Source organism: Arthrobacter sp. Bi26 (genome assembly GCF_918697925.1).
Classification (GTDB): domain Bacteria; phylum Actinomycetota; class Actinomycetes; order Actinomycetales; family Micrococcaceae; genus Arthrobacter.
Genome location: NZ_CAKKMF010000062.1, coordinates 1 through 24,830, shown reverse-complemented (window position 1 = coordinate 24,830; position 24,830 = coordinate 1). Strand labels below are relative to the sequence as shown.

Genomic DNA, 24,830 nt, shown 5'->3' with positions numbered 1-24,830 from the left:
TCCGTCGCGTTGATCTACGTTTATTTGGACACATTGTATATGGTCGAATGTGGCCTGCGACACATAATCTTGAAGGAATCCCACACACCCCCGGAGGCTCCCAATGCGTCAAAAAACCCCAGCGGCCCCAGCCGGCACCGCGCCGGTAGCCGGTGAAGACCACGAAGCGTGGCTACACCCCATCCCCGAATCAGAGCGGACCCGCAAAGTGTCCGGCCAGTTCTGGATCTGGGCTGGAGCAAACCTCGCCCCGATCAACTGGGTGCTCGGAGCGCTCGGCATCCAGCTCGGCCTGGGGTTCGCGGACACGGTCACCGTCCTCGTCCTTGGAAACCTGATCGGAATGCTGCTCTTCGGGTGCTTTGTCCTGCTGGGCCAAAAAACGGGAGCCACCGGCATGGTGCTGGCCCGCGCCGCCTTCGGACGGCGCGGAAACTACCTGCCGGCGTCCATTCAGGCCCTTCTGGTGATCGGCTGGTGTGCCGTCAACACGTGGATCATCCTGGATCTGGTCATGGCGCTGTTCGGAACCCTGGGATGGGTTGACCCGGAGGCCCACAACTATGCATGGAAGATCGGCATCGCCACGTTCATCATGGCGGCGCAGGTAACCATTGCCTGGTTCGGCTACAAGGCGATCGCGGCGTTCGAGAAATGGACCGTCCCGCCGACCATCATCATCCTGACCGTGATGTCCGCCGTGGCCTGGTTCGGCATGAAGATCAACTGGACCTACGCCGGCCCTGCAGGCCACATCCTGGAAGGCTCGGAACGCATCGCCGCGATGAGTGCGGTCATGACGGCCATCGGCATCGGCTGGGGCATCACCTGGTTCACCTATGCCGCGGACTACTCCCGCTTCGTCAGCACCACGGTGCCCAAGCGCAAGGTCTACCTCGCGTCGGTGCTGGGCCAGTTCATTCCCGTCGTCTGGCTGGGCATCCTGGGGGCCAGCCTGGCCACCAACACAGGGGAAATAGACCCCGGCAAACTCATCGTCCTGAACTTCGGCGCGCTGGCTCTGCCCGTGCTGCTCATGGTGCTGCACGGCCCGATCGCGACCAACATCTTGAACATCTACACCTTTTCCGTCGCCACACAGGCACTGGACATCTCCATCAGCAGGCGCAAGTTGAACCTGTTCGTCGGCGTCTTCTCCCTGGCAGTCGTGATCTTCTTCATCTTCCAGGAAGACTTCGCCACGGTACTGGACGCCTGGCTGATTGGGCTGGTCGCCTGGGTGGCTGCCTGGGGCGGGGTCATGCTGGTCCACTACTTCTGGATCGAGAAACGCTGGCCCGGCAACCCAGACAGGCTCTTCGACGCCGTCGGCACCAAGCGGCTGCCCGGCGTGAACCCGGCCGGCATCGCCTCCCTGCTCATCGGCATCTTCGCCACCTGGCTGTTCATGTACGGGCTGGTGCCGGCCATGCAGGGGCCCATCGCCGTCGCGCTGGGCGGATGGGACCTGTCCTGGCTCGCCGGGGGACTGGCCAGCGCCGCCGCCTACGCCGTCCTCGGACCGCGGTTCCACCGCAAGTTCCTGGATGTCCCCGCCCCCAGCGAACAGACCGCAGATTCACCTGACGCAACCGGCCTTCCGGTCACGTCAACCACCCCCGCCGTTTAGCAGGAGATCAACCCGTGAACTTCTTCCCCGCCTTTGCTGACACCGCCCATCCCATCACCTGGCCCGACGGCCACCGTGCCGCGGCGTCCTTCACCTTCGACGTCGACGCCGAATCCTGCACCATCGCCCATGACCCGCAGAGCACCAGGCGCATGTCGCTCATGACGCACCAGTCCTACGGGCCCAAGGTCGCCGTCCCGCGGATCCTGCAAATCCTCGAGCGACAGGAGATCCAGGCGACGTTCTTCGTCCCGGGCTTCACGGCCGAATGCTACCCGGACGTAGTTCGCCGGATTGCGGACGGCGGCCACGAGATCGCCCACCACGGCTACCTGCACGAACACATGCAGGGCATCGACGCCGCCACGGAGGCACGGTACCTGGACCGGGGCCTGGATGCCCTGGCCAAGGCCGCCGGCGTCCGGCCGACCGGCTACCGTGCACCGTGGTGGGAGCTCAACTGGCATTCCGCAACGCTCCTTGCCGACCGCGGGTTCCTCTATGACTCAAGCCTGCTCGACGGCGACGCGCCCTACCGCTTCAGCGTTGCCGAGGGGGACCCCCGCGACCTCGTGGAAATCCCCGTCGACTGGGCTCTGGACGACTGGGAGCAGTACGCCTTCTACCCGGGCGTCACCGGAAGCGGTGTCATCGAAAGCCCGGCCAAGGTCCTCGAAATGTGGACGCTGGAGGCCGAAGCGCACCACGCTGCCGGGAGCTGCTTCGTCCTGACCAACCACCCCTTCATCTCCGGCCGGCCGTCCAAGGCCGTGGCCCTGGAACAGCTGATGGACCGGGTTAAATCCATGGACGGCATGTGGGTCACCACCATGGAGAAGATCGCGCAACACACGCGCGACTCAGTCGAGGAGATCCACACCCATGCCCGCGTTGCCGTGCCCGGATTCCCGGACACCGGCGCACGGTTCACGCCGGCCGCCGTGCGGCAGCCCCAAGGAGCCCCGGCGCGACGCGGGGCCGAAATCTAGGGCACAGTTTGGCCCCAGGAAGCACAGGTCCCCGGCACGGCCCCTCACCAGAAGGTGCCGTTCCGGGGACCTTCCTGTGTGGACGTCCGGTCTCATCGGCAACCGGGGCAGTTAGCCGGTCTTCGCCATTGCGTAGGCCACGGTGCCGTAGGCCAGGGCGCCCGACATTTCCTGGAGCAGTTCCGGGTTGGTGTTGGCGATGGTGTCGCAGGCTTCGTGGTAGCAGGGATCGAGGTCCTTGCCGGCCACCCCGCCATAGGTCTGGGCCTGGGCCTGGGTCTTTTTCTTCTCATCGCCGGTGAACAGCCCGCCGCCGGGTATGCCGGCCGAGAGGAAGGCGTCGTAGTCGGACCCGCCGTCAAAGGGCGTCGTCTCGGCGGGCAGCGCGTTCTCCTCGAAGTAGCGGAAGAAGATGTCCTCGATCGCCTTGGACCCGGCGGGACCGGCGTGGCCGAAGTCCGTGCCGTCCCCGTCATGGACGGAGCGCACGCCGTTGGGCGAGGCCACCATGTCCACGTTCAGGTTCACCGCGGTCTGGCTGAGCTCGGCCTGGCTGAGCTCGTCGACGTAGTGCTGGGACCCGTAGAGGCCGTCCTCCTCCCCGCCCCAGAACGCGAACCGGACCCGGTTGACCGGCGTGATCCCGGCCTCCTTCATCCACCGCGCGGTCTCCAGGACCGCCGCCACCCCGCTGCCGTTGTCGTCAATGCCCGGGCCCTCCTGCACGGAGTCCAGGTGCGCGCCGACCACCACGGTGTGCCCGGCATCGCCGCCGGTGTCGGCCCGGATGTTGAAGGACTCCACCGTCTTCCCGCGCCGGCCGTCCTCTTTGAACGTGAAGGCCTGCCGCACCGGCGCATACCCGGCTGCCCGCAGCTGCTCCTCGACATAGCGGGCCGATTCCTCATATCCGGAGGTGCCCGACGCGCGGTTGCCGCCATTGGCATCGGCCACCCGCTGCAGCGCCTGCATGTGCCCCGCCATGTCCCGGGACTTGAAAGCCGCCAGCACGCTGCGCGCGTCCACCGTGCTGACGGGCGCCAGCTGCGGCACGGCAACACTGGGGCTCGCGGACTTGGCGGGCTTGGCGGATTGGCTCGGCGCGGCACCGGACGGGGAGCCGGCTGCTGTCCCGGACGTACAGGCCGACGTCGATAGCAGGACCAGGGCGAGGAGCGAGGGAAGTACATGCTTGCGCAGAGTGATAATGCTGGGAGCCCATCACTAGTCGGTACACGTTCGCTTGATTTGGCTCGATTAGTCAAGACGCTCGCCACTGATGCTCCAGTAAGTCGCGGCCGCCATCGCCCGGCAAATACTCCTATCAGGTCGAACCATTCTCGGCCTTGCGGCTGTAACTTCCATAGCGCCTCGCTGTGAATCTGCTGTGCATATTGTTTGCTGCCATGACATGGCCACCGGGCATGTCCGGAGCTTAACCGGTAGTGGGCGCCACAGACAGTATCTGCAGCGCCCACTCCCGTGGCGGTCCCAACTGGTGGGGGTGGCCGTTACGCCAGCATTCCCTGAACGTCGGCCGCTTCCGGGTACGCCGTTTGCGTGCCCTTCCTGGTCGCTGCCAAGGCCGCTGCAACGGATGCGAAGGCGGCAGCGGCCGGGAGCGATGCGCCGGCGGCAAGGCGCGCAGCCACGGCGCCGGTGAACGCATCACCCGCTCCGGTGGTGTCCGTGGCCTCAACCCTGGTGGGTTCAATGCGGGTGATGTGGTCCCCAGCCCCAGCCCCGGCCCCGGTCCCGGAGTCCAGGACGACGGAGCCGTTGGCCCCCAAAGTGACCACAACGCGGTGCAGTCCGCGATCGGCGAACTTGGCCCGGACCGGCGCCCATGCCGCGGTGTCCGCGTCGGCGTCGGGTACGGCGGTGCCGCCCAGGAACAGCGACGCCTCATGCGCGTTCACGAGCAGAACGTCGCAGAGATCTGCGAGGCTCGCCGGGATCTCGGCGTACGGCGAGAGGTTGAGCAGAACTGTCGCACCGGCGTCGTGGCCCAACCGGGCCGCGGCTTCGACCGTGGCGAGGCCGACTTCGAGGCACAGGCACACCACGGACGCGCCCTGGAACACTTCGATGGAGGCGGCAACATCCTCCGGCGTCAGCGTGCCGTTGGCCCCGGCCGAGATGATGATGTTGTTCTCACCGTTCGCGTCTACGGAGATGACGGCGACGCCGGTCGCGGTATCGGGAGCGCGGCGGACGTGGGAAATATCCACGCCCGCCCCGGCGGTGGATGCCAGGAGCATGTTCCCGTTGCTGTCGTCGCCGACCGCGCCGATCAGGAAGACCCGTCCCCCGAGCTTGCTCGCGGCGACGGCCTGGTTGGCGCTCTTCCCTCCGGGGTTGACCGCAAAACCGTTCCCGTGCACTGTTTCGCCGGGGAGCGGGAGCCTGTCGCAGTAGATGGTCAGGTCCGCGTTCAGCGATCCGACGACGACGATCGGGGGCGGGGTCGGGATGGTCATTTTGCCTCAGCTTCTACGGGCTTGGGAATCAGCAGTGATGCAGCGAATGCCGCCACGGTGATGATAAGTCCCACAACGATCGCGGTCAGGTAGGAAGCCTGGGCATCGCCCAGTGCGGAGGAAGCCACGAGCGCCGCCGGCAGGACCAGGAAGCTCAGGCCCGCGCCCAGGTTGAACGCGCCGGCGTTCATGCCGGGGAGGAAGCCGGGGTTGCCTTCGGGGGAGAGGACAACGCCAAGGCCGTTCAGCATGATGTTGACCGTCCCCGCGTACATGATGCCCAGCAACGCTGTTCCGGCAATCATCATCGGCAGGCTGCTGAGACCGTAGAAGGCAATGACGGCCAGGGCCACGACGCTGCCGGCCATGCCGATCCGCAGCACCTTGGTGTAGCCAAGAACCGGGGCCAGACGGCCGCTGATGGGGCCGACCACCCACCCCAGAAGGGCATAGGGAGTGAGGATGATGAGTGACATTTCGGTGGGTCCCACGCCGAAGCCCGGGGCCGTGGCCTGCACGTAGGCGGGGACAATGCCGTTGATGACCGCGAAGACGCCGGTCATGGTCAGTGTTGTGGTCAACAGCGGCGCCCACGTCGAGCGCTGACGCAGGTGGGCGGTCTCCACCATAGGCTGCGGCGTGCGCTTTTCCACGATCCAGAACCCGCAGAAGGCGATAGCGGCAACGGCGATCAGGCCGATGGCCAGCGCAAGTGTGCCGGGAGAAAACGCGCCGACCAGCTTCGAGGCCTCGTTGAGGGCTGTCAGCAGGGCGCCGACCGCGATGACGATGAAGACCACGCCGGGCCAGTCCATTTTGGTGCCCATCGCTGGCTTGCTTTCACCTGCCAGGAGGGCGACGAGGCCTGCCGCCACGACGGCCAGTGCGACCATGAGCCAGAAGATGCTGCGGAACCCGAAGTGTTCGGCGAAGTAGCCGCCGACAAACGAGTCCACACCGGCAACCCCGCCGTTGACGGCGGTGATCAGGCCCATGAGGGCGCCGTACTTTCGCGGGTCGCTGACGGCCGACCGCAACATGATCAGGCACAGCGGGACGGTGGGGCCGCTGACTCCCTGGACGATGCGTCCGACGAAGAGCCAGGTGATGTCAGGGGCCATAGCCGCGATCAGGGAGCCGACAGCCATCATCACCATCATGCCCAGCAGGATCTTCTTGCGCCCCACAATGTCACTAAGGCGCGGCAGGAAGAGGGAAAACAATGCCGCCGCGGTGAAGAACCAGGTCTGCGACAGGCCGATCACGGCCTGATCCGTGTTGAGTTCGTTGCCCATCGTGACCAGGGCAGGGCTGAGCATTGAGGCATTGAGCTGGAAAGCAACGCAGGCCGTCAACAATGCGGCGGTGAGGGCAGTAACACTTCTGCGCGTGGTCTTGGATTCGTAGGTCAGGGTGCTCATGAGTTGGCTCCTCCGGTCCCTGCGCCGATGCTGACGGCAGCGGACGGGTCCACGTCGCCGATGCGCACCAGCGCGTCGGTGACGAGGTCCCAGAACTTCCCGTGGTCGAGGTCCACAGCCACGGAGGTGTGGCAGTCCGCCGGTGCCGGGGCCCGGAAATCGGCCACGGTCATGCCAAGCGTCAACCGGCCCTGCAGCTCGATGTCCACCGCCACTTTGCGGGTGGACATGACCGTGGGATCGATGACGTAGGCCACGGCGCAGGGGTCGTGGACGGGCGGGTAGTCAAAGCCCTGGGCGTCCTTGTAGGTCTTGGTGAAGAATTCCATCAGTTCCAGCACGAACTGGGCCGGCCTGGTCCCCACGGCAGCGATTTTTTCCACGACTTCGGGGGTCGCGAGGGCCTGGTGCGTGAGGTCCAAGCCGACCATGACCACCGGCCAGGGTTCGTTGAACACAATGTGTGCGGCCTCGGGGTCGATGATGATGTTGAATTCGGAAACGGCGCTCCAGTTGCCTACGTGGTACCCGCCGCCCATGAGGACAACTTCTTTCACGCGTTCCACGATGCGCGGTTCCTTGCGGGCCGCCATGGCGATGTTCGTCAGTCCTGCCGTCGGCACCAGCGTCACGGTGCCGGGCTCATGCGCCATGACGGTGTCGATGATGAGATCGACGGCGTGGCGCGGGTCCAGTTCGATACTGGATTCGGGCTGGGCGGGGCCGTCCATGCCGCTGTCACCGTGGATGTCGGGGGCGGTCTCGATGCTGCGGACCAAGGGCCGGTCGCAGCCGGCGGCGAAGGGGACGCCGGTGATGCCGGCAATCGTGCCGACGGACAGGGCGTTGCGGGTGACCCTTTCGAGGGTCTGGTTGCCGACGACCGTCGTGACGGCGAGCAACTCAATGTTCGGATTGCCGTGAGCCAGCAGCATGGCCACGGCGTCGTCATGGCCCGGGTCGCAGTCCAGGATGATCTTCCTGCGTTCCGGGTTCAGGGTGATGGGATCCACGTAAATATCTCCACGTCGTTGGGGGTCCGCCGGGGCGGTGCGATAAAGCGTTCAGAGTGAGTTTGACACTGTCCCGGAGTCAACGTCAAGCGCTTAACGTTCATTACGTCAAGCGCTTGATGTATTGCGGCGGGTGCGACGCACCCCTCCCGGCTACGATCGAGGTATGGAATCCGGCGAACAAGTGCACGAACTTCGGGGGCGCACCCCGCGCGTCACCGCGGCGATGGTGGCCGAGCGGGCCGGGGTCTCCACGGCAACGGTCTCCCTGGTGGCCAACGGGAAGACCCAGGGGCGGGTGTCGGAAGACAACATTTCGCGGGTGCGGGAAGCCATTGCCGAACTTGGCTATGTGGTGGACAGCATTGGCAGTTCGCTGGCCAAGGGCATCAGCTCGATCGTGATTCTGGTGGCACCGGACATCTCCAACCCATTTTTCGCCAAGGTCATTGCCGGTGTCCGCGGCGCCCTGGGCGCCAACTACCAGCTCCTGCTCTCCGTCACGGACGCCGGCGAGTCCCCGCGCGTCGATGATGTCCGCAAGCTCCTGGCTTTGCGGCCGGCCGGGCTGCTGGTGGATGCGCCCAGCGCGGCGTTCCTTCAGGAACTTTCCGCAGCCGGGCCGTTGGTCCTGCTGGACGCACCCGGCTTGGAGTCCTTCGCCCCGTCGGTGAACCTCGACGTCGGGCACGGCGCCCGGCAGCTGGCCCGGCACCTGGCGGGGGCCGGACACAAACGGGCGGCGTACATGGACAGTGTGACCGGCACGGCGACCTTCGATATCCGGCGGGCGGCATTCCTGGAGGAGTCCGCGGCGGTGGGCATCACCGTGGCCGCGGACCATGTCATCGGCACCACCATTGACGTCGGCGCCGCCGCCGGAGCATTCGCCGCGGCGTGGCCGAGTTGGCAGCGGGACGGTGTTACCGCCGTCGTCTGCGCCACCGATACCCATGCCTACGGGGTGCTGCAGGAAGCCCGGGTGGCCGGCGTCCGCATTCCGCAGGAGCTCGCCGTGGCGGGCTTCGATGACCTGCCCTATTCGGCCACGTCCAACCCGGGCCTGACCAGCGTCCACCTCCCGGGCGACGCCCTCGGGGCCAAGGCCGGCGAGCAGCTCCGCAGGCTCATGGAGGGCCAGGCCCTGGAACAGCCCCAGCTGATCCTCCAGGGCTCGCTGATGGTGCGCGGTTCCACGGAACCGGCCAGCACCTAGAAAATCGGACTGAGCCCAACCGCGAACGTCTCACCGAGGAGTTGTCAGCATGACAAACGCAGCCGCCCTGACCATCCAGAACGCCCGGATCTTTGACGGACATTCGCCCGAGTTGGCAAGCGGATCCATCCTGTTCCGGGACGGGGTCATTCAGGAGACCGGGGACGTCATCCCCGACGGCGAGGTGATCGACGCCGGCGGCCGTGTAGTGGTGCCCGGGCTCATTGATGCCCATTTTCATGCGTACGCCGTTGGTCTGGGCGGCCTTGAGGTTGAGCGCTCGCTCCTGAGCTACACAGCCCTGGTGGGGGCGCGCCGCTTGGGCGCCGCGGTGCAGCGGGGATTCACAACCGTCCGCGACGTGGCCGGCGGGGACAGCGGGCTCGCCCGCGCCATCCGCAGCGGCCTGGTCACGGCTCCAAGGTACTACTACACGGGTCCGGCTCTCAGCCAGACTGGTGGCCATGGGGATCCCCGGTCCGCGGATCTGGACGTCTGCTTCGATCACGGTCACATGTGCGCAGTAGTGGACGGTGTGGACAACCTGCGCCGGGCAGTCCGTGACCGGTTCCGCACGGGAAGCCATGCCATCAAGATCATGGCTTCCGGAGGCGTCGTCTCCCTGACCGATCCCATCCGCCTACCGCAGTATTCAGCAGAAGAAGTCCGGGCGGTGGTGGACGAGGCCACCCGGCGCAACAGCTACGTTGCGGCCCATGCGTATTCACCCGAGGCAATCCGGCATTCCGTGGAAAACGGGGTACGTTCCATAGAACACGGGAACCTCCTGGACCGGGACACGGCGCAGATGATGGCCGGGCACGGAAGCTTCCTCGTGCCGACGCTTGCGGCCTACGATGCCATGAGCCGAAGGGGAGTGGGGCTGGGTCTGAACCCCGTTTCCCAGGCCAAGAACGCCGAGGTGCTTGAGGCTGGAAAGGTCGCTGTGGAACTGGCCCTGCAGGCCGGAGTCAAAGTGGGCTTCGGATCTGACCTGATGGGGGACCTTGAGGACGATCAGCTCGTCGGCATTCGGCTGCAGATCGAGGCGGCGGGGGTGTTGGAGACGCTGAGGTCACTGACCTCGGTCAACGCGGAACTTCTTCAGGACCCAAGCATCGGGCGCATCGGACCCGGGATGGCAGGCGATGCCGTGATCCTGGACGGCGACCCCTTTGCGGACCCGGCAGTTCTCTGGGACCAGGACAGGCCGAGGACTGTTATCCACGACGGCCGCATCATTCAGTGATCCCCGCGGCTCACGCGGCGGGTGTCGGGTGGACCATGAGGTGTTCGAAGCTACCGATCGAGGAATCGAGCGTGGTCTCACGTCCCCCGCCGGTTCGGGCGCATTCTTCATGATCCGGCCAGGGGCGGTCCGTGGATCTGGAGATGCGCGGGAGGGCAGCGGAAGTCGGCGTTAGGGGAGCGCGGGACAGGAATCCCGTTGTTTCTTAAAGCAATACAACTGTTGACTAGTGAGCAACTTCACAGTTAGAGTTGCGAAACCGAAAAGCCGCCGGAAGGCGGACTCGAGATCTCCAGGTGGAATGGATGGCGCGCGCGAACCGCCGCTGTCCCTTCCTCTTTTCCCTGCGCCACACGCCACCACACGCACCGCACCCCACCACGCCCGCAATCCGGCGCGCCTTCTTTCGGCGTGCCCGCGTACATGAGAGGCACTGTCCCCCATGACAGAATTCCGTTCCACTCCCTTTGACCGCAGGCAGCTCCTCAAGGCGGCAGCACTGACGCCGTTTGCGGGTCTGGCGCTCTCCGGCTGCGCGGCCAAGCCCGCCGAAAGTGCCGCCGTGAACAAGACGGTGACGGTCACGTCCTACGGTGGCTCCTACAACGACCAGCTGACCCAGACGATCCTGGACCCGTTCTCCAAGCAGTCGGGGATCCAGACGACGCTGCTGGCCAACACCAGCCTGGCCGCGCTCAAGGCCCAGGTCCAGTCCGGCGACGTGCAGTGGGACCTCGTGGAAATCACGGCGCCGGAGTATGAGGTAGCCGTGGCCGAGGGGCTGCTGGAGAAGTTCGACTACGACATCATCAGTGACAAGGGACTGCCGGGATACGCGAAGGCCGAATACGGCATCAAGTACCTGAGCTTCCTGTTCGTCATGGCGTGGGACCAGAAGGTCATTTCTGACGCGCAGGCCCCGAAGGACTGGGCCCAGTTCTTCGACCAGGGCAAGTACAACACCAAGCGCTCGGTGTACAACCAGCTGTCCGACAGCTCCGTCCTGGAAGCCGCCCTGCTGGCCGACGGTGTCCCGTTCGACCAGGTCTACCCTCTCGACGTCGACCGGGCCCTGAGGGTCCTGGGCCAGCACCCGGGCAAGGACCGGCTGCTCTACCACGCCGCCAACCAGGAGCCCATCCAGCAGCTCACCTCCGGCGAGGTCTCCCTCTCCACCAGCTTCAACAACCGCATTAACGCAGCCCGCAATGACGGCGCCAAGCTGAACTTCTCCGCCGAAAACGCCGTCCTCGCCGGCGACTACTTCGTGGTGCCGAAGGGCGCCAAGAACAAGGAAGCCGCCTTCAAGTTGATGAACTTCATGTCCAACGACGCGGAGGCCGGCGCAGCGTTCGACAAGGTCACCAACCTGACCCTGGCCAACACCCCGGCGCTGTCCAAGCTGCCGAAGGAAATCGCGGACACGCTTCCCACCAGCCCCCGGCTCGCGGACAAGATCCTGGTCCGCGACGACAAATGGTGGTCGCAGAACCTGAAGAAGACCGAGCAGCAGTTTAAGCTCTGGCAGGCCAGCTGAGATGAGCAACGCAACCCTCGAACGGACGCGGCCCCGCGGCCGCGGTGCGCCGCCTTCTGCTGACGCACCCCGACGGCGGCGCAGCGGCTGGTGGCTGCTGCTGGCCCCGATCCTTGCTTTCGACGTCGTGCTGTTCCTGACGCCGTTGGGCAAACTTGTCGGCGCAAGCTTCGCCGACAACGCCTACCAGCGCGTCCTTGAGGACCCGCTGGTGGTGCGCGCACTGGTCAACACCCTGACCATCAGCCTGGCGAGCACCGTCGTCACTGTGGTGCTCGGCTACATCATCGCCATGGTCCTGTGGCGGGCCGGAACCGTCACCCGGGTGATCCTGTTCGCCGTCGTACTCCTGCCGTTCTGGACCGGCATCCTGGTGAAAAACTTCGCCTGGGCGGTCCTGCTCCAGGACAACGGCATGGTGAACGCCTTCCTGCAGGGAATCGGGCTTACGGGTGCGCCGATCCCGTTGCTGCACAACCGGTTCGCCGTGATCGTCGGCATGGTGCACTGCCTGCTGCCGTACGCGGTGTTCCCGATCTTCTCCTCGCTGGCCTCGATCGATGACCGGCTGGGGCTGGCGGCCCGCTCGCTTGGCGCACGGGAAGGAGCCGTGTTCCGCAGGATCACGCTGCCGCTGAGCATGCCCGGCATTTCCGCCGCCGGGCTGCTGGTCTTCATCATCAGCACGGGCTTCTTCATCACGCCCGTGGTGATGGGCGGACCAGGCGACATGATGATCGCCAACCAGATCGACTACTACGCCCGACAGCTCACGGACTTCTCCGGGGCCGCTGCTCTGGCCGTCATCCTGACGGTCATGGTCAGCATCCTCGTGGCCGTCTACCAGCGCGTCCTCAAGGCAGGAGGCCAACATGAAGACAACTAATCCGCAGCACCGCCTGCTGGCGCTTCTTTCCATCCCGGCCTTCCTTTTCCTCGTCATTCCGACGGCGATTGTGGTGCCGGTCGCGCTGAACGACAGCCGCTACATCACCTTCCCGCCGGAGGGGATCTCCTTCGCCGCCGTGGCCGGATTCTTCGCCGACCGGGCCTGGACCTCCGCCCTGACGGCCAGCCTGCAGTCGGCGGCGATCGCTGTCGTGATCGGTGTGCTGCTGGGCGCCACCGCGGCGATCGGCCTTCACGGGCGCAAGTTCCCCGGCCAGCCCGCAGTAGTGGGTCTGATCCTCGCGCCGATGATCGTGCCGACCGTGGTGCTCGCGCTGGCCTTCTACCAGTTCTTCATCTCGATCGGCATGGTGGGCAGCATCGTTCCCATCGGCCTGGCGCACGCAGTCATCGCGACCCCCTATGTGTACCTGACCACCCGTGCCAGCCTCGCCGGGCTCAACCCGGCCCTGGTCCGGTCGGCGCAGAGCCTCGGGGCAGGTCCGCTCTCCGTCCTGCGGCACGTGTATCTGCCCATCATCCTGCCCGGCCTGATTTCCGGGGCGCTCTTCGCGTTCTCGGTCTCCATCGATGAGACGGTGATGTCCCTGTTCATGCAGTCCCCGGGTGCCACCACCTTGCCCGTCAAGATGTTCACGGATATCCAGTTCAACCTGACCCCGAAGATCGCGGTGTCGTCCGCCCTGCTGGTCAGCGTCGCCACAATCGGGCTGCTGCTCCAGGTCCTGTTTGTCCTCAAGCGCCGTTCTTCAACCCGGATGCTGCCGCTGGCCGTGTCCGCACAAACGTAAGGAAAGTCGATGACCGCATCAGTGATTTCCGCGGAGTCAATTCCCGGGACGGGGAGAGCCGCCCAGGGCGCCATTGAGCTCCGCCAGGTCAGCAAGCACTACGGCGACGTCGTTGCCGTGGACGAGCTGGACCTGACGGTTCAGCCTGGAGAGTTCGTGACCCTCCTGGGCCCCAGCGGCTCCGGCAAGACGACCACCATGATGATGGTTGCGGGGTTTGAAGAACACACCGCCGGAACCGTCCTCATTGACGGCAGGCCTGTGGACTCGCTGCCGCCCCGGGACCGCAATCTCGGTGTGGTGTTTCAGAACTATGCCCTGTTCCCGCACATGAGCGCGCTGGAAAACGTGGAGTTTGCGCTCCGCATGAGGAAGGTGCCGCGGGCGGAACGGCGCCAGCGCGCGGAGGAAGCCCTCGGGCGTGTGGGACTGGGCAAGATGGGCGGCCGGAAGCCCCGCCAGCTCTCCGGTGGGCAGCAGCAGCGGGTGGCGCTGGCCCGGGCACTGGTTTTCAACCCGGCGGCCCTGCTGCTGGATGAGCCGATGGCAGCCCTGGACAAGCGCCTCCGCGAGCAGATGCAGGAGGAAATCAAGACCCTGCAGAAGAGCCTGGGCATCTCCGTGCTGTTCGTGACGCACGACCAGGACGAGGCCATGGCCATGTCGGACCGGATCGTGGTGATGCGGGACGGGAAGATCGTGCAGTCCGGCCCGCCGGAGGAGGTGTACAACCACCCCATGACCGACTGGGTGGCCAGCTTCCTCGGCGACACGAACCTCATCCCGTGCACCATCGTGGAGCGAAACGGCGAGGAGGCAGTTGTGGACCTCGGCGGACTTGGCCTGGCAAAGGTCCGGGACCGCGGGGCCAGCGGCGAGAGCTACGCCGTCTCGATCCGCCCGGAGCACCTCAAGTTCAGGACGCGGGCTTCGGCCGGCAACGGATGCGCCGCGACCCTGGTGTCCTCCACGAATCTGGGCGCCACGGTCCGCCACCGCCTCACGGCCGGCGGCCACGAACTCCAGCTCCGCGAGCTGAGCTCAGACAGGGGCACCCGGATCCTGCCGGATGAGGAGCTGTGGGTGGGCTGGGACGCGGACAAGGCCCAGCTGCTGGTCCTGGAGTCCTGAACCCGGAGCCGGTCAGGGGTTGGGCCGGTTCCGCTGTTTCTCTCCGGGGGACATGCCCTGCTCCGGCGCCCAGGGATGGACATAAGCCCACTATGTCCATCCCTGGGCCGCACCGTGGGGCATGTCCAAATGCCGGAGGGGGACATGTCCAGTCAACGCAGGCCTTTGGGGACATGCTCATTGCAAGGCAGCACCGTACAGAGCAACAGAGCAACAGAGCATGTCCCGGGCTGGCGCGTGGCGCCGGACCAAGGGGCATGCCCTCCGCGCCGTGGGGCATGTCCATTCCGGGGGGAGCCGGGCCCAGTGCAGCCGCAACCGGCCACCGTTTGCGCTCCGCCACGCACACCGTGCCCAAAGCCCTGGCTTGGCAGGGCCGGACCTACAATGGTTTCGATGATGCCAGGACATATTGCAGCTGCTGATGGAAAGAACGTGCTGAGCGTCAGCGCGGGCATCATCAGATCGGTTTGGCAGCCCGGCTCGTTTGTTGATGTCCACGACGCCAGGGACGCCATGCGGGCCGTAGCGCAGGTCAGCGGCGGAACACCGATGCCGATGCTCTCCGAAATGACGGATGTGGAGATCAGCGCGGCCGCCAGGTACGAGTTCGCGCAGACAACAGGGGTCTTGGCGATCGCCGTGCTCGGATCCAGCACTGTGGATCGCGTGATTGCGGCGGCAATGAGCCGGCATACCCGGTACCCCCACGAGTTCTTCACTTCCGGGGACGACGCCATGGCCTGGCTGAACAACTTCACCTCCAACGGCGGCCAGCCCGATGGATACGCGGACGGCATTTCCGCCCTGGCGTGACAGCTCCGGCCTGCTCCGTGCGGTTAGGCCTTGTCCACCGTAGAAGCTGCCTCGGCCTCCTTGACCTGCCGGTTGGTCGCGGCCCAGCTGGCCAGCAGCCGCAGCGCATCCTCCGACGCGGAGCCGGGCTCGGCGTTGTAGACCAGCAGGGACAGCCCGGCGTCGGCCGAGACATCCATGGCCTCGTACATCAGGTGGAGGTCCCCGACCACCGGGTGGTGGAGGTGCTTGAGCCCGGTGTAGTGCTGGCGCACGTTGTGCGCGGCCCACAGGGTGCGGAATTCCTCGCTCCGGGTCGATAGTTCGCCCACCAGGTCGGTCAGCCCGCGGTCGTAGGGGTCGCGGCCGGCCTCGGTGCGCAGGATCGCGACGGTGTCGTTCGCCGCACGCTCCCAGTCCGGATAGAAGCTGCGCGAGCGGCCATCCAGGAAGATGAAACGGGCATGATTGGCCGGGCGGGCCGGACCCACATACATGTCCGAATACAAGGCATAGCCCAGCGGGTTGGCCGCAACGATGTCCATGCGTCCGTTCCGCACAAATGCGGGCGCGTTGGTGATTGCGTTCAGCGTCAGCTGAACGCTCCGTCGGACGGACTCCGCGGGACGGGGGCGACGGCGGGTCCGGCTGCCCGGGGCCGCCGCCCGGGCCAGATCGAAGAGGTGGGCCCGTTCGGCGTCGTCGAGTTGCAGCGCCTTTGCCACAGCATCCAGCACACCCTCCGAAACGCCGGACAGGTTTCCCCGCTCCAGCCGGGTGTAATACTCGACGCTGACGCCGGCCAGCATCGCGACTTCCCCGCGGCGCAGCCCCGGCACCCGGCGCTTGGCGCCATAGACCGGCACCCCCGACTGCTCGGGGGTGATCTTCGCCCGGCGCGAGGCAAGGAATTCGCGGGTCGCGTCTCGATTATCCATGCCATCAACGTTAGGCCTTACGGCCCGCTGAGGGAGACCCTGCCAGTACCCCTATCAGCAGGGACTCCCTCAGCGTTGCGAAGACGGGTTTGATGGATGGTGTTCCGTTGAACAACCCCCAACGATCAACAAGCAGGAGATTCATTGCTTACCGTCAACGCTTACGCATCACCTTCCGCGACCGAGCCGCTCGCCCTCACCACCATCGAGCGCCGCGACGTGGGCCCGCACGATGTCCTGATCGAGATCAAGTTCGCCGGGATCTGCCATTCGGATATCCACACCGTCCGCGGCGACTGGGGTCCGCAGACCTATCCACTGGTCCCCGGCCATGAAATTGCCGGGATCGTCACCGAGGTCGGTTCCGCCGTGACCAAGCACACCATCGGCGACCGCGTCGGCGTCGGCTGCATGGTCAACTCCTGCGGCGAGTGCGTTAACTGCCTGGCCGGCGAGGAACAGTACTGCCTCAAGGGCATGACCGGCACCTACGGCGCCGTCGACCGTGACGGCACCATCACCCAGGGCGGCTATTCCACCCACGTCGTGGTGGACGAAGACTTCGTGGTCACCATTCCTGAGGGCATCGAGCTCGACGTCGCCGCGCCGCTGCTGTGCGCCGGCATCACCACTTACTCGCCGCTGAACCACTGGGGCGCAGGCCCTGGCAAAAAGGTCGCGATCGTCGGCCTGGGCGGCCTGGGCCACATGGCAGTCAAGATCGCCCACGCCATGGGCGCCGACGTCACCGTCCTGTCCCAGTCGCTGAAGAAGCAGGAAGACGGTCTTCGCCTCGGCGCGGACCACTACTACGCCACGAGCGACGAAAACACCTTCGCGGAACTCGCCGGCACCTTTGACCTGATCATCAACACGGTCAGTGCCGCGATCGACATCAGCGCCTACCTGCAGCTGCTGTCCCTCGACGGCGCCCTGGTCAACGTCGGCGCGCCCGCGGAACCGCTCCCGGTGAACGTGTTCTCCCTGATCATGGGGCGCCGCTCCTTCGCCGGCTCGGCCATCGGCGGCATCCGCGAAACCCAGGAAATGCTCAACTTCTGCGCTGAGCACGGTCTGGGCGCCGAGATCGAGGTCATCCCGGCCGCGAAGATCAACGACGCCTACGAGCGCGTCCTGGCCTCCGACGTCCGCTACCGCTTTGTGATTGACACCGCGACCCTGAACTAGGACGCCGAACCAGGCCTCCGAGCCCGGGGACGCGGCCTCCGGTCGCGCCAGCCAGTCAACACCCAGACAAACACCCTGTGAGGAAATGACAGTGGAAATCCAAGCCAAGAAGCCAAGCGTCAAGGGACCGGCGCAGATGTTCACCGGCGACGTCTGGTTTGACGTCATCGCGGCCCCGCAGCCCGAACCGTCCCGCATGCGCGTCAACGCCGTGCACTTTGCCCCGTGCGCCCGCACGGCCTGGCACTCGCACGCCGTTGGGCAGACCCTGCACGTCACCGAAGGCGTCGGCCTGGTCCAGGCCCGCGGCGGACAGGTGACGGAGATCCGTCCCGGCGACACGATCTACACGCCGCCGGGCGAATGGCACTGGCACGGTGCCGCGCCGGACCATTTCGTGACCCACCTTGCGATGTGGGAAGCCCCCGCCGAGGGCGGCGCGGAGTCCGAGTGGGGTGACCTCGTGACCGACGAGGAATACAACGGCACCAAATAACACAGCTGCGCTTAAACCTCCGGTACTGCCGGTGCGGGGCCCTGCCGCCTGCGAGGGGACGGGCCCCGCTTGGCGGGCCAGCTGCCGGCGGCCTTCTGGCGGTTGCCGTTAAGCCGTTGACCCCGAAGTTTTGACGCTGAAACGGTGCCCGGCTACGACCCGGGCGCGGCCGGGACCATCCAGAAACCGGCGACTTCGCCGGCCCCGGGCCCGGTCATACGGCGGTCGGCCTGGGCCTGGACCGGGCCGGCCGCAAGCTCCACCTGTGCTTGGGTGGCCTTGCCGCAGTCGAGTGTCAGTTCGAGTTTCCCTCCGTTCCGGAGGCCGTCCTGGGAGATGGAAATGTAGCTGGTCGGTGCACCGACGCAGGCGGCGGTGACCGTGTAGGTCCCCTTCGCCAGGGCCTTGACCGACTTGCGCAATCCGCCGCCGCCGATCCCGCCGACGCCTTCCAGGACGATCCCGCCCGGCCGGGCGCCGAGGACCGCTCCGAGGTCATCCAGGTTGCGCTTCTCCGCGGTGGCGACTCCCGGGTCCACCGGTGGCGGCAGCGAACGTGCCGGCCGTCCGGACCTGGTGGGCGCCGCCGTCGGATCTGACAGGTCATCGGTGTATTCACACCCGGCCAGGCCTGCTGCCGCGCCGGCCACAGCCAACAGCAGCGCGGTGCCGCGCATCCAATGTCTTCCCCGGTGGAGTGACTTGCTCAGTGACATGCCCTGAGCCTACTGGCAGACATGCGGGCACTCACGCGTCGCCGCTGGTGCGCCGCGCGGGCAAGGCAGCGGGCACGCCCGAGCGGCGCCCGCCGTCGGCTGCTGGTGAACGGGCTGCTGGTGAACCGGCTATTGGTGAACTGGCTATTGGTGAACAGCGAAGACTGCAGCGAAGTAGATCGTGGATACGAGGGCCAGGGCAGCGACGCCGTAGCCGATCACGAGGGCGGTGAGGGCCAGCCCGCGTCCCCGCTCACCGCGTGCCTTGATCTGGCTGAGCGATGCATGGCCGGCTCCGACGGCGAAGACAGCGAGAACCGCCACACTGGCGACAGCGGTGCCGATCACGGCCAATGCAGCAAGGGCCAGCGACACAATGGCCAGTCGGTTATAGTTCGTGCCCTGGCGCGTTTGTTGCGCAGACAACCCCACGAGTCCCCCTTCTCACGTAGCTGGGACGAGTCTAGTCCTATGGTTCACAGCGGCGGGGATCCGTCAGAACGCGCCCAGCGTTCGTGATCTATTGCCCCGGGGCCCGGTACGACGGCGTCTTCTTGGCTGCCGCGTCGAGGTCCTCGGCTGACATGAGCGGTTTCAGGTGCAGGTTCACGGCGCCGGTGGAATTGATCATCAGCGACAGGGCGACGGCGTTGGCCTGGTCGGGGATATCGAAGACCCCCACGACGTCCGTCTCCCCGAACGCGTAGTAGAAGCTTTCGAGTGAACCGTCCACGGACTTGAGGGCCTCGACGACCGCATCACGCCGCTTGGTGCCGCCCTCACGCATGAGGCCCTTGATCCCGTCGCCAACGTAGTTCGCTTCGAACAGATATTTGCTCATCGTTTTTCCTATCCTGTGACGCCCAGGACATCGGCCTCCGAAGCGTGCCCGCTCCCAATAATGGAAGGTCCGGGGCTGGTCCCAGAGTGGGGCCTGCCCACATGCTAGGCCTTCCGCTCCACCCATACAACGGTTTATTGGCGGGCCCCGAGTGCGCCCGCCGGGCTATCCGGCCCTACCGCCCGCCGGAGGACTGGAACATAATCGCCCTATCAACCCCGTACGGACAATGGAGGCGATCGACGTGTCTGTTTACACGCTCGGAATCTGGCTGGTGCATCCCGGCCGCGAGAACGATTTTGTGCAGGCCTGGCGGGACCTGGCCAGGAAAACGAAGGAGGATTTTCCCAACGCCAAAGCCGTGTTGATGCACGACCGCGACGTCAAGAACCGGTTCATCAGCACCGGCCCCTGGGAATCCCTGGAACAGATTGAGCAGTGGCGGGATTCGGCCCTGTTCAAGCAGGGCGTCGAGGCAATGAAGGACATGCTGGAGCATTTCGAGGCGCGCACACTGGACGAGGCCGCCAGCATCGGCTGGGACGCGACCGATATGTGAGTTTTCCGGGAGCCGGGTAGCCGCCGGCTGCCCGGCGACACATGCTATTCGGCCTGCAGCGCCTCAAATACCGCAGTCAGCAGGACATCGTTCCGGCCCCAGACGGGATCGAAGATTTCCACGTACCAGGCATCCGCCAGGACGAGGGCCAATGTCTCGTTGGTCTCGGCCGCCCAGTCCCTGAGCTGGTCTTCCCCGACCGGCCCCTCGCTGCTTCCGAGCACGGTTACGACCTCGTCGTCCTGGACGGTGGCCGGGATAGAGGCGCTGCTCGTCTCACCGGGGGCGTGCGCGACCGTCACCAGTCCGGTCCGGGTGGACAACGCCAGGAGGGCCGACGCTGTTTCCGGGCTGCAGAAAGCCGTCACGTAGGCGCGCTGCGCGAGGCCCCCGGCCTGGACGCCCGGCTGCGATTCCTTGGTGAAGAGCCCGTTGCGGTTGAGCCGGGCGAGCTCTCCGGCGATGGACGTGGTCTCGTCGTCGAACCCGGGCGAGAAAACCCCCGGTTGGTATTCGCTGTTGCCCTCCAGCCAGCGGGCGGTCAGCTCGCCTGCCGCGGGGATGGTGGTGGCCTGCCGCCAGACTTCGCGGTCCGCGAGAAGCCGGCCGAAACTGTCCCGTTCCGTCGTGAACCTGGCCTCCGACATTCAGGCCTCCTTTGCTGTGGGATGCGGTGCTGGGTGCGTCTGCGGGGCGTGGTGCTGCAGGAAGAGTGACAACCGTTCGCAGCTGACCTTGAGCGCCTCCAGTTCACGCCGGCTGTAGTCCTCGATGATCGCGTTGATGCGCTCGGCGAGGTGCTCGTCGTCGACCTCGAACTCGTGGGTAAGTGTGACCACGGAGAGCCCGTCCGCGGGCCGGATCTCCCAGTCGCCGCCGAGCTCCCGGAGCGGGGGTTCGAGGTCCAACTGGTGGAACTCGGCGCGGTGGCTGGCGGCATCAAAGACGCGCCAGCCGTGGCTCGAACTGAGCGAACCGTTGGAAACCACCGACGTGCGGAGCTCATGCGCGGTGTCGTCGCCGCCGACGCGCTCCGAGTACACCGTCAAGCCGTCGAGGTAAGGCCAGTGTGAGGCGTCCCGCAGCATGCTGAAGACAAGGTCCGCCGGGGCGTTGATGCCGAGCCGGTGCGTGGTCTGGTGCGTGCTCTGGTGCGTGCTCACTGACAAGTTCACCCCTCCTGTGTCGTGCTGTCACCCTGCAGGTCTTCTATGCAGGCTAGGCCAGTTGCGGCCCGCCGTGAACAATTCCTTCCCGCCACGTCACGCAGGGCAATCTTCGGTAACACTGGGCGTCCGCAGGCAGCGTCCGCGGACGCCGGATGAACGGGTATTACCGCCTGTATCCCTTGGTTTCACCCGGTTTCACGGCGCTTTGACCGGCTTTCGCGCGCCCCGGATAGTTGCTGGCACCAGCACCGCAGACCACCACTTTCAAGGAGAAACCATGTCGAGTCTTTCGTTCAAATCAGGCGTCGCCGTCGCGTTGGCGGCCACCACTGCCTTGGGTCTCGCGGCCTGCTCCGATCCCGGCGCCGCCGCGGACGGCGGCACGTCGGCGGCGCCGTCGTCCTCCTCCGGCGTCAAGCAGTTCAACCTCTCCCCGCAGCAGGACCGCATCAAGGCCACTGTGGATGCCGCGGCCGCCGCGCTGGTCCCGGACGCCATCAAGAAGGACGGGAAACTGACCGTGGCGGTGAGTCCGTTCGCGGCACCGCTGGCCGTATACGCTACGGACAACAAGACCCCGGTGGGCAATGAGGTGGATCTCGCCGTCGCACTGGCCGAGTCGCTGGGCCTGGAGGCCGATATTGTCCCGACCGCGTGGGCCGACTGGCCGCTCGGCGTCGACTCCGGCAAGTACGAGGCCGTGCTCTCCAACGTCACCGTCACGGAAGAGCGCAAGCTCAAGTTCGACTTCGCCAGCTACCGCGAGGACAAGCTCGGCTTCTACGCCAAGGCGGACAGCAGCGTCACCAGGGTCGAATCGGCCCCGGACGTCGCCGGTAAGCGCGTGATCGTCGGCTCCGGCACCAACCAGGAGGCGATCCTGCTGCGCTGGGATGAAGAGAACAAGAAGAACGGCCTCAAGCCTGTGGAGTTCCAGTATTTCGACGACGACTCCGCCTCCCAGCTGGCCGTCCAGTCCGGCCGCGCGGACCTCACCTTCGGCCCCAACGCCACGGCGGCCTACAAGGCGGCCACGGACGCCAAGACCAAGCTGGTGGGTCTGGTGGACGGCGGCTGGCCGCTGAAGGCCAGCATCGCCGTCACCACCAAGAAGGACAACGGCTTCGCCGCCGCGGCCCAGGCCGGACTGAACCACCTGATCCAGGACGGCAGCTACGCCAAGATCCTGGACCGCTGGGGGCTGTCCGAGGAGGCCGTAGCGACGTCGGAACTGAACCCGGCGGGCCTGCCAAAGAAGTAGCCCGCTGCCCGGAACGTCGATTGCTCCGTAACCGCCCTTCTGAGTCTCGAAAAGGGCGGCTACGGAGCAATCGATGGTGCTTGCTTAGGCCTGTGAGATGACGGAGTCCGCATCGACGCCGGCAGCTGTGCGCACCGGGGTGGCCAGGCCGAGGTTCTCCCGCAGCGTGCTGCCCGCGTACTCCATGGGGTACACGCCGCGCTCCTGCAGTTCCGGCACGAGGTGGTTGACGATGTCATCGAGTCCGGACGGGATGAGCCACGGCGAGATGTTGAACCCGTCGACGGCGCCGGTCCGGGCATACTCGGTGAGCCGGTCCGCGACCTCGGTGTACGAGCCGGTGAAGGTGGAGTCACCCCGGCTGGTCTTGGCCGAGACGAACTGGCGGATGGACAGGCCCTTCTCCTTGGCCTCGGCCCGCCACTGGTCGGCCAGTTGGCGGGCCTTGGCGCCATGGAAGCCGCTGCCGCGGGTTTCGGAGGTTTCTTCCACCACGGGGTCGATGTCCGGCAAAGGGCCGTCGGGATCGTAGCCCTGCAGCTCCCGGCCCCAGAACTGCTCGAGGTACGCGATGGCCTGCTGCGGGCCGATCTGCAGGCTGCGGACCCAGGCTTTCTTTTCGAGCGCCTCCCGCGGTGTGGCGGCGAGAATGAACTCGCTGGCGGGCATGATCTTCACGTCGTTGGCGCCCCGGCCGGCCCGAAGCGTGCGCTCCACGATGTCGCGGCGGAATTCGAGCGCGTCATCGAGCTGCGGGTGCGCGGAAAAGATGACGTCCGCCTGTCGGGCGGCGAAGTCCCGGCCCTCGGGCGAATCCCCGGCCTGGAACAGCACCGGCCGGTACTGGGCGCTGCGCGGCAGCCGCGGAGTGACGTCCACGGAGTAGTGCTGGCCGCTGTGGCGCACCCGCCGGACCGCCCACTCCGCCGACCACCGGGCCGCGGAGGCTGAGCCCGCGACGGCGGCGTCGCCCCACGCGTCCCAGATGCGCTTGGCGGTTTCCACGAAGGCCTCGGCGTGGGTGTACCTGTCCGCGTGGGCCAGGTAGCCGCCGCGGCGGAAGTTCGCGCCGGTCCAGGCGTTGTCTGTGGTGACGATGTTCCAGGCCGCGCGGCCGCCGGAGAGCAGATCCAGGGTGGAGAGCCGGTGCGCCAGGTCTGCGGGGTCGTTGTAGGTGGTGTTCTGGGTAGCGACCAGGCCGATGTTCGTGGTCACGGCCGCGAGGGCGGCCAGCGCGGTCTGTGCGTCGGGGCGGCCGGCGACGTCGAGCGCGTGCGGGCGGCCGAGGTGCTCGCGCAGCCGCAGGCCTTCGCCGAGGAAGAACGCCGCGAACAGGCCGCGCTCGGCGGTTTGGGCGATGCGCCGGAACGATTCGAAATCAGTCTGGGAGCCGGACTCGGCGCTCTTCCAGACGGTTCCGGAGTTGACGCCTTGGAAGAACACGCCCAGCTGGAGCTGACCTGACGCGGTGAATTCAGCGGTGGGGTGGCTGATGTGGCTCATGGTGAACTCCTTAGTTTTCCCTGCCGGGGGCAGTTGTTCCGGCTGTCACGGCGGCATACCGGCTTGCTGGCCGCGCCAGTCCCAGCTGCTCGCGGAAGGTGGCGTCCGGCGTGGTGGGCGCCAGGAGTCCGCGGCGGCGCAGCTCCGGCAGCACCAGCCGCGACAGTTCCTCCAGATCCGTCTCCAGCACCGCGGGGTGCAGGCGGACGCCGTCGGCCCGGGCCAGTACTTCGGCGAGCAGTTCGGTCAGCTCAGCCGCCGTCCCGACGAAACGCGCCCGCCGGCTCTGCCACGCTGCGTGGCCGTTCAGCCGGTCCAGCCGCTCCGCGGCGGCCTGGCCGCGGGAGTCCAGCACGACGTCGAGCTCGGCGATCAGCGCGGGCCCGGTCCCGCCGGCGGCGAGTCCTGCCCGCGTCGCCCCGAGCTCGGCGGCCAGGAGCTCGGGGGTCGGGGCCGAGACCAGGAGCGCGTCGGCCGCCCCGGCCGCGACGGCCTCCGGGGGGAGGAGCCCGGCCGGGGCGAGCACAGGGAGCTGGCCCTGGGGTGGCCGCGGAATGATCGACGGACCCTTGACGGAATAGCTTCCGGTCTCGGCGTCGATGTAGTGCAGCTTGTCGACGTCGAGGTAGCGACCGGTGGGGACGTCACGGATTACGGCGTCGTCCTCCCAGGAGTCCCAGAGCCTGCGGCTGACCTCGATCGAATCGGCGGCCTCCCGGGAAAGCCGCTCCCCGCGCGCGGTGTCCCGTCCTACGGCGGCGGCATCGGCTGCGCTTGGTGAGGCGGCCACCAGCCAGCCGGCCCGTCCGCCGGAGACATAGTCCAGGCTGGCCAGCTGGGTCGAGATGTGGAATGGCTCGGTGTAGACGGTGTCCACTTCCGGGATCAAGGCGAGGGAGCGCGTCACGGGACCGGCGAACGCCGCGCGCTGCAAGGCGTTGAGCCGGGCCGCGGCGTCCGGGCCCAAAGGATCGGGGTGCGGGTGGTCGGGGTGGGGG

Annotated in this window: 25 protein-coding genes; 13 read left to right on the top strand and 12 right to left on the bottom strand. The window is 66.6% G+C overall.

What is annotated here, in order from left to right:
• The first annotated feature begins 103 nt into the window (after positions 1–103).
• Together LQV16_RS16070 and LQV16_RS16065 are read left to right on the top strand one after the other, a co-directional pair.
• Positions 104–1,630 carry a cytosine permease gene (locus tag LQV16_RS16070; protein ID WP_229994904.1) on the top strand — a complete coding sequence of 509 codons (1,527 nt, stop codon included), beginning with the start codon at positions 104–106 and terminating at the stop codon, positions 1,628–1,630.
• Between the two features lie 14 nt (positions 1,631–1,644).
• Positions 1,645–2,619: a polysaccharide deacetylase gene (locus LQV16_RS16065; protein WP_229994903.1), complete on the top strand. Its 975-nt coding sequence runs from the start codon at positions 1,645–1,647 to the stop codon at positions 2,617–2,619.
• Between the two features lie 111 nt (positions 2,620–2,730).
• On the opposite strand, the gene LQV16_RS16060 is transcribed toward LQV16_RS16065, so the two are convergent.
• The 4 genes from LQV16_RS16060 to LQV16_RS16045 form a co-directional block, all read right to left on the bottom strand.
• On the bottom strand, positions 2,731–3,672 hold the full coding sequence (locus LQV16_RS16060) for a M20/M25/M40 family metallo-hydrolase (protein WP_229994902.1): 942 nt from the start codon (positions 3,670–3,672) through the stop codon (positions 2,731–2,733).
• Positions 3,673–4,130: 458 nt separating this feature from the next.
• Positions 4,131–5,099, bottom strand: a complete 969-nt coding sequence (locus LQV16_RS16055) for a ribokinase (RefSeq protein WP_229994901.1) — start codon at positions 5,097–5,099, stop codon at positions 4,131–4,133.
• A complete protein-coding gene (locus LQV16_RS16050; RefSeq protein WP_229994900.1) occupies positions 5,096–6,520 on the bottom strand; it encodes an MFS transporter in 1,425 nt (474 codons plus the stop codon). Before LQV16_RS16050 ends, LQV16_RS16055 begins: the two co-directional genes overlap by 4 nt.
• The gene (locus tag LQV16_RS16045; RefSeq protein WP_229994899.1) at positions 6,517–7,533 is read right to left on the bottom strand and encodes a nucleoside hydrolase; all 1,017 of its coding nucleotides are present in this window, start codon (positions 7,531–7,533) and stop codon (positions 6,517–6,519) included. The genes LQV16_RS16050 and LQV16_RS16045 overlap by 4 nt, the downstream gene beginning before the upstream one ends.
• A 166-nt stretch (positions 7,534–7,699) precedes the next feature.
• Between LQV16_RS16045 and LQV16_RS16040 the strand changes: the two genes are divergently transcribed.
• The 7 genes from LQV16_RS16040 (at position 7,700) to LQV16_RS16010 (ending at position 15,182) form a co-directional block, all read left to right on the top strand.
• Positions 7,700–8,749 carry a LacI family DNA-binding transcriptional regulator gene (locus tag LQV16_RS16040; protein ID WP_229994898.1) on the top strand — a complete coding sequence of 350 codons (1,050 nt, stop codon included), beginning with the start codon at positions 7,700–7,702 and terminating at the stop codon, positions 8,747–8,749.
• A 49-nt stretch (positions 8,750–8,798) separates the two neighbouring features.
• Complete coding sequence (locus LQV16_RS16035; protein WP_229994897.1) at positions 8,799–9,998, top strand: amidohydrolase family protein; 1,200 nt, start codon at positions 8,799–8,801, stop codon at positions 9,996–9,998.
• 442 nt (positions 9,999–10,440) lie between these two features.
• Positions 10,441–11,535 (top strand): extracellular solute-binding protein, encoded by a 1,095-nt coding sequence (locus tag LQV16_RS16030; protein ID WP_229994896.1) that lies wholly within the window; start codon positions 10,441–10,443, stop codon positions 11,533–11,535.
• 1 nt (position 11,536) lies between these two features.
• Positions 11,537–12,421, top strand: coding sequence for an ABC transporter permease (locus tag LQV16_RS16025; RefSeq protein ID WP_229994895.1), 885 nt, complete (start codon positions 11,537–11,539; stop codon positions 12,419–12,421).
• Entirely contained in the window at positions 12,408–13,235 is an 828-nt protein-coding gene (locus LQV16_RS16020; RefSeq protein WP_026539571.1) for an ABC transporter permease, read from the top strand. Before LQV16_RS16025 ends, LQV16_RS16020 begins: the two co-directional genes overlap by 14 nt.
• 9 nt (positions 13,236–13,244) lie before the next feature.
• Positions 13,245–14,366, top strand: a complete 1,122-nt coding sequence (locus tag LQV16_RS16015; protein WP_229994894.1) for an ABC transporter ATP-binding protein — start codon at positions 13,245–13,247, stop codon at positions 14,364–14,366.
• Positions 14,367–14,762: 396 nt separating this feature from the next.
• Positions 14,763–15,182, top strand: a complete 420-nt coding sequence (locus LQV16_RS16010; RefSeq protein ID WP_229994893.1) for an STAS/SEC14 domain-containing protein — start codon at positions 14,763–14,765, stop codon at positions 15,180–15,182.
• Between the two features lie 23 nt (positions 15,183–15,205).
• Here the strand turns inward: LQV16_RS16010 and LQV16_RS16005 are convergent, their stop codons facing one another.
• Positions 15,206–16,099: a helix-turn-helix transcriptional regulator gene (locus LQV16_RS16005; RefSeq protein ID WP_229994892.1), complete on the bottom strand. Its 894-nt coding sequence runs from the start codon at positions 16,097–16,099 to the stop codon at positions 15,206–15,208.
• Positions 16,100–16,243: 144 nt separating this feature from the next.
• On the opposite strand from LQV16_RS16005, the gene LQV16_RS16000 reads away from it, so the two are divergent.
• Positions 16,244–17,287 (top strand): NAD(P)-dependent alcohol dehydrogenase, encoded by a 1,044-nt coding sequence (locus LQV16_RS16000; RefSeq protein ID WP_229994891.1) that lies wholly within the window; start codon positions 16,244–16,246, stop codon positions 17,285–17,287.
• Positions 17,288–17,378: 91 nt separating this feature from the next.
• A complete protein-coding gene (locus LQV16_RS15995; protein ID WP_229994890.1) occupies positions 17,379–17,783 on the top strand; it encodes a cupin domain-containing protein in 405 nt (134 codons plus the stop codon).
• A 152-nt stretch (positions 17,784–17,935) separates the two neighbouring features.
• On the opposite strand, the gene LQV16_RS15990 is transcribed toward LQV16_RS15995, so the two are convergent.
• The 3 genes from LQV16_RS15990 to LQV16_RS15980 form a co-directional block, all read right to left on the bottom strand.
• Positions 17,936–18,499, bottom strand: coding sequence for a hypothetical protein (locus LQV16_RS15990; protein ID WP_229994889.1), 564 nt, complete (start codon positions 18,497–18,499; stop codon positions 17,936–17,938).
• Positions 18,500–18,643: 144 nt separating this feature from the next.
• Complete coding sequence (locus LQV16_RS15985; RefSeq protein WP_229994888.1) at positions 18,644–18,931, bottom strand: DUF4190 domain-containing protein; 288 nt, start codon at positions 18,929–18,931, stop codon at positions 18,644–18,646.
• A gap of 88 nt (positions 18,932–19,019) precedes the next feature.
• Positions 19,020–19,340, bottom strand: coding sequence for a GYD domain-containing protein (locus tag LQV16_RS15980; RefSeq protein WP_018774995.1), 321 nt, complete (start codon positions 19,338–19,340; stop codon positions 19,020–19,022).
• Between the two features lie 229 nt (positions 19,341–19,569).
• Between LQV16_RS15980 and LQV16_RS15975 the strand changes: the two genes are divergently transcribed.
• Positions 19,570–19,899 carry an antibiotic biosynthesis monooxygenase family protein gene (locus LQV16_RS15975; RefSeq protein ID WP_229994887.1) on the top strand — a complete coding sequence of 110 codons (330 nt, stop codon included), beginning with the start codon at positions 19,570–19,572 and terminating at the stop codon, positions 19,897–19,899.
• A 44-nt stretch (positions 19,900–19,943) separates the two neighbouring features.
• Here LQV16_RS15975 and LQV16_RS15970 read toward each other — a convergent pair whose 3' ends face one another.
• Both LQV16_RS15970 and LQV16_RS15965 read right to left on the bottom strand, forming a co-directional pair.
• Positions 19,944–20,546: a hypothetical protein gene (locus tag LQV16_RS15970; RefSeq protein WP_229994886.1), complete on the bottom strand. Its 603-nt coding sequence runs from the start codon at positions 20,544–20,546 to the stop codon at positions 19,944–19,946.
• Complete coding sequence (locus tag LQV16_RS15965; protein WP_229994885.1) at positions 20,547–21,062, bottom strand: SRPBCC family protein; 516 nt, start codon at positions 21,060–21,062, stop codon at positions 20,547–20,549. It lies immediately after the preceding gene.
• A 283-nt stretch (positions 21,063–21,345) separates the two neighbouring features.
• On the opposite strand from LQV16_RS15965, the gene LQV16_RS15960 reads away from it, so the two are divergent.
• A complete protein-coding gene (locus LQV16_RS15960; protein ID WP_229994884.1) occupies positions 21,346–22,329 on the top strand; it encodes an ABC transporter substrate-binding protein in 984 nt (327 codons plus the stop codon).
• 84 nt (positions 22,330–22,413) lie between these two features.
• Here LQV16_RS15960 and LQV16_RS15955 read toward each other — a convergent pair whose 3' ends face one another.
• Positions 22,414–23,832 carry an NtaA/DmoA family FMN-dependent monooxygenase gene (locus LQV16_RS15955; protein ID WP_229994883.1) on the bottom strand — a complete coding sequence of 473 codons (1,419 nt, stop codon included), beginning with the start codon at positions 23,830–23,832 and terminating at the stop codon, positions 22,414–22,416.
• A gap of 10 nt (positions 23,833–23,842) precedes the next feature.
• On the bottom strand, positions 23,843–24,830 hold a 988-nt coding region (locus LQV16_RS15950), incomplete at its 5' end, for an LLM class flavin-dependent oxidoreductase (RefSeq protein ID WP_229994882.1).

What these genes read in the sequence shown, in the direction of transcription:
- LQV16_RS16070 (WP_229994904.1), top strand. Translation starts at nt 104, where the DNA reads ATGCGTCAAAAAACCCCAGCGGCCCCAGCCGGCACCGCGCCGGTAGCC.
- LQV16_RS16055 (WP_229994901.1), bottom strand. Translation starts at nt 5,099, where the DNA reads ATGACCATCCCGACCCCGCCCCCGATCGTCGTCGTCGGATCGCTGAAC.
- LQV16_RS16050 (WP_229994900.1), bottom strand. Translation starts at nt 6,520, where the DNA reads ATGAGCACCCTGACCTACGAATCCAAGACCACGCGCAGAAGTGTTACT.
- LQV16_RS16040 (WP_229994898.1), top strand. Translation starts at nt 7,700, where the DNA reads ATGGAATCCGGCGAACAAGTGCACGAACTTCGGGGGCGCACCCCGCGC.
- LQV16_RS16035 (WP_229994897.1), top strand. Translation starts at nt 8,799, where the DNA reads ATGACAAACGCAGCCGCCCTGACCATCCAGAACGCCCGGATCTTTGAC.
- LQV16_RS16030 (WP_229994896.1), top strand. Translation starts at nt 10,441, where the DNA reads ATGACAGAATTCCGTTCCACTCCCTTTGACCGCAGGCAGCTCCTCAAG.
- LQV16_RS16025 (WP_229994895.1), top strand. Translation starts at nt 11,537, where the DNA reads ATGAGCAACGCAACCCTCGAACGGACGCGGCCCCGCGGCCGCGGTGCG.
- LQV16_RS16020 (WP_026539571.1), top strand. Translation starts at nt 12,408, where the DNA reads ATGAAGACAACTAATCCGCAGCACCGCCTGCTGGCGCTTCTTTCCATC.
- LQV16_RS16015 (WP_229994894.1), top strand. Translation starts at nt 13,245, where the DNA reads ATGACCGCATCAGTGATTTCCGCGGAGTCAATTCCCGGGACGGGGAGA.
- LQV16_RS16010 (WP_229994893.1), top strand. Translation starts at nt 14,763, where the DNA reads ATGATGCCAGGACATATTGCAGCTGCTGATGGAAAGAACGTGCTGAGC.
- LQV16_RS16005 (WP_229994892.1), bottom strand. Translation starts at nt 16,099, where the DNA reads ATGGATAATCGAGACGCGACCCGCGAATTCCTTGCCTCGCGCCGGGCG.
- LQV16_RS15990 (WP_229994889.1), bottom strand. Translation starts at nt 18,499, where the DNA reads ATGTCACTGAGCAAGTCACTCCACCGGGGAAGACATTGGATGCGCGGC.
- LQV16_RS15980 (WP_018774995.1), bottom strand. Translation starts at nt 19,340, where the DNA reads ATGAGCAAATATCTGTTCGAAGCGAACTACGTTGGCGACGGGATCAAG.
- LQV16_RS15975 (WP_229994887.1), top strand. Translation starts at nt 19,570, where the DNA reads ATGGAGGCGATCGACGTGTCTGTTTACACGCTCGGAATCTGGCTGGTG.
- LQV16_RS15970 (WP_229994886.1), bottom strand. Translation starts at nt 20,546, where the DNA reads ATGTCGGAGGCCAGGTTCACGACGGAACGGGACAGTTTCGGCCGGCTT.
- LQV16_RS15960 (WP_229994884.1), top strand. Translation starts at nt 21,346, where the DNA reads ATGTCGAGTCTTTCGTTCAAATCAGGCGTCGCCGTCGCGTTGGCGGCC.
- LQV16_RS15955 (WP_229994883.1), bottom strand. Translation starts at nt 23,832, where the DNA reads ATGAGCCACATCAGCCACCCCACCGCTGAATTCACCGCGTCAGGTCAG.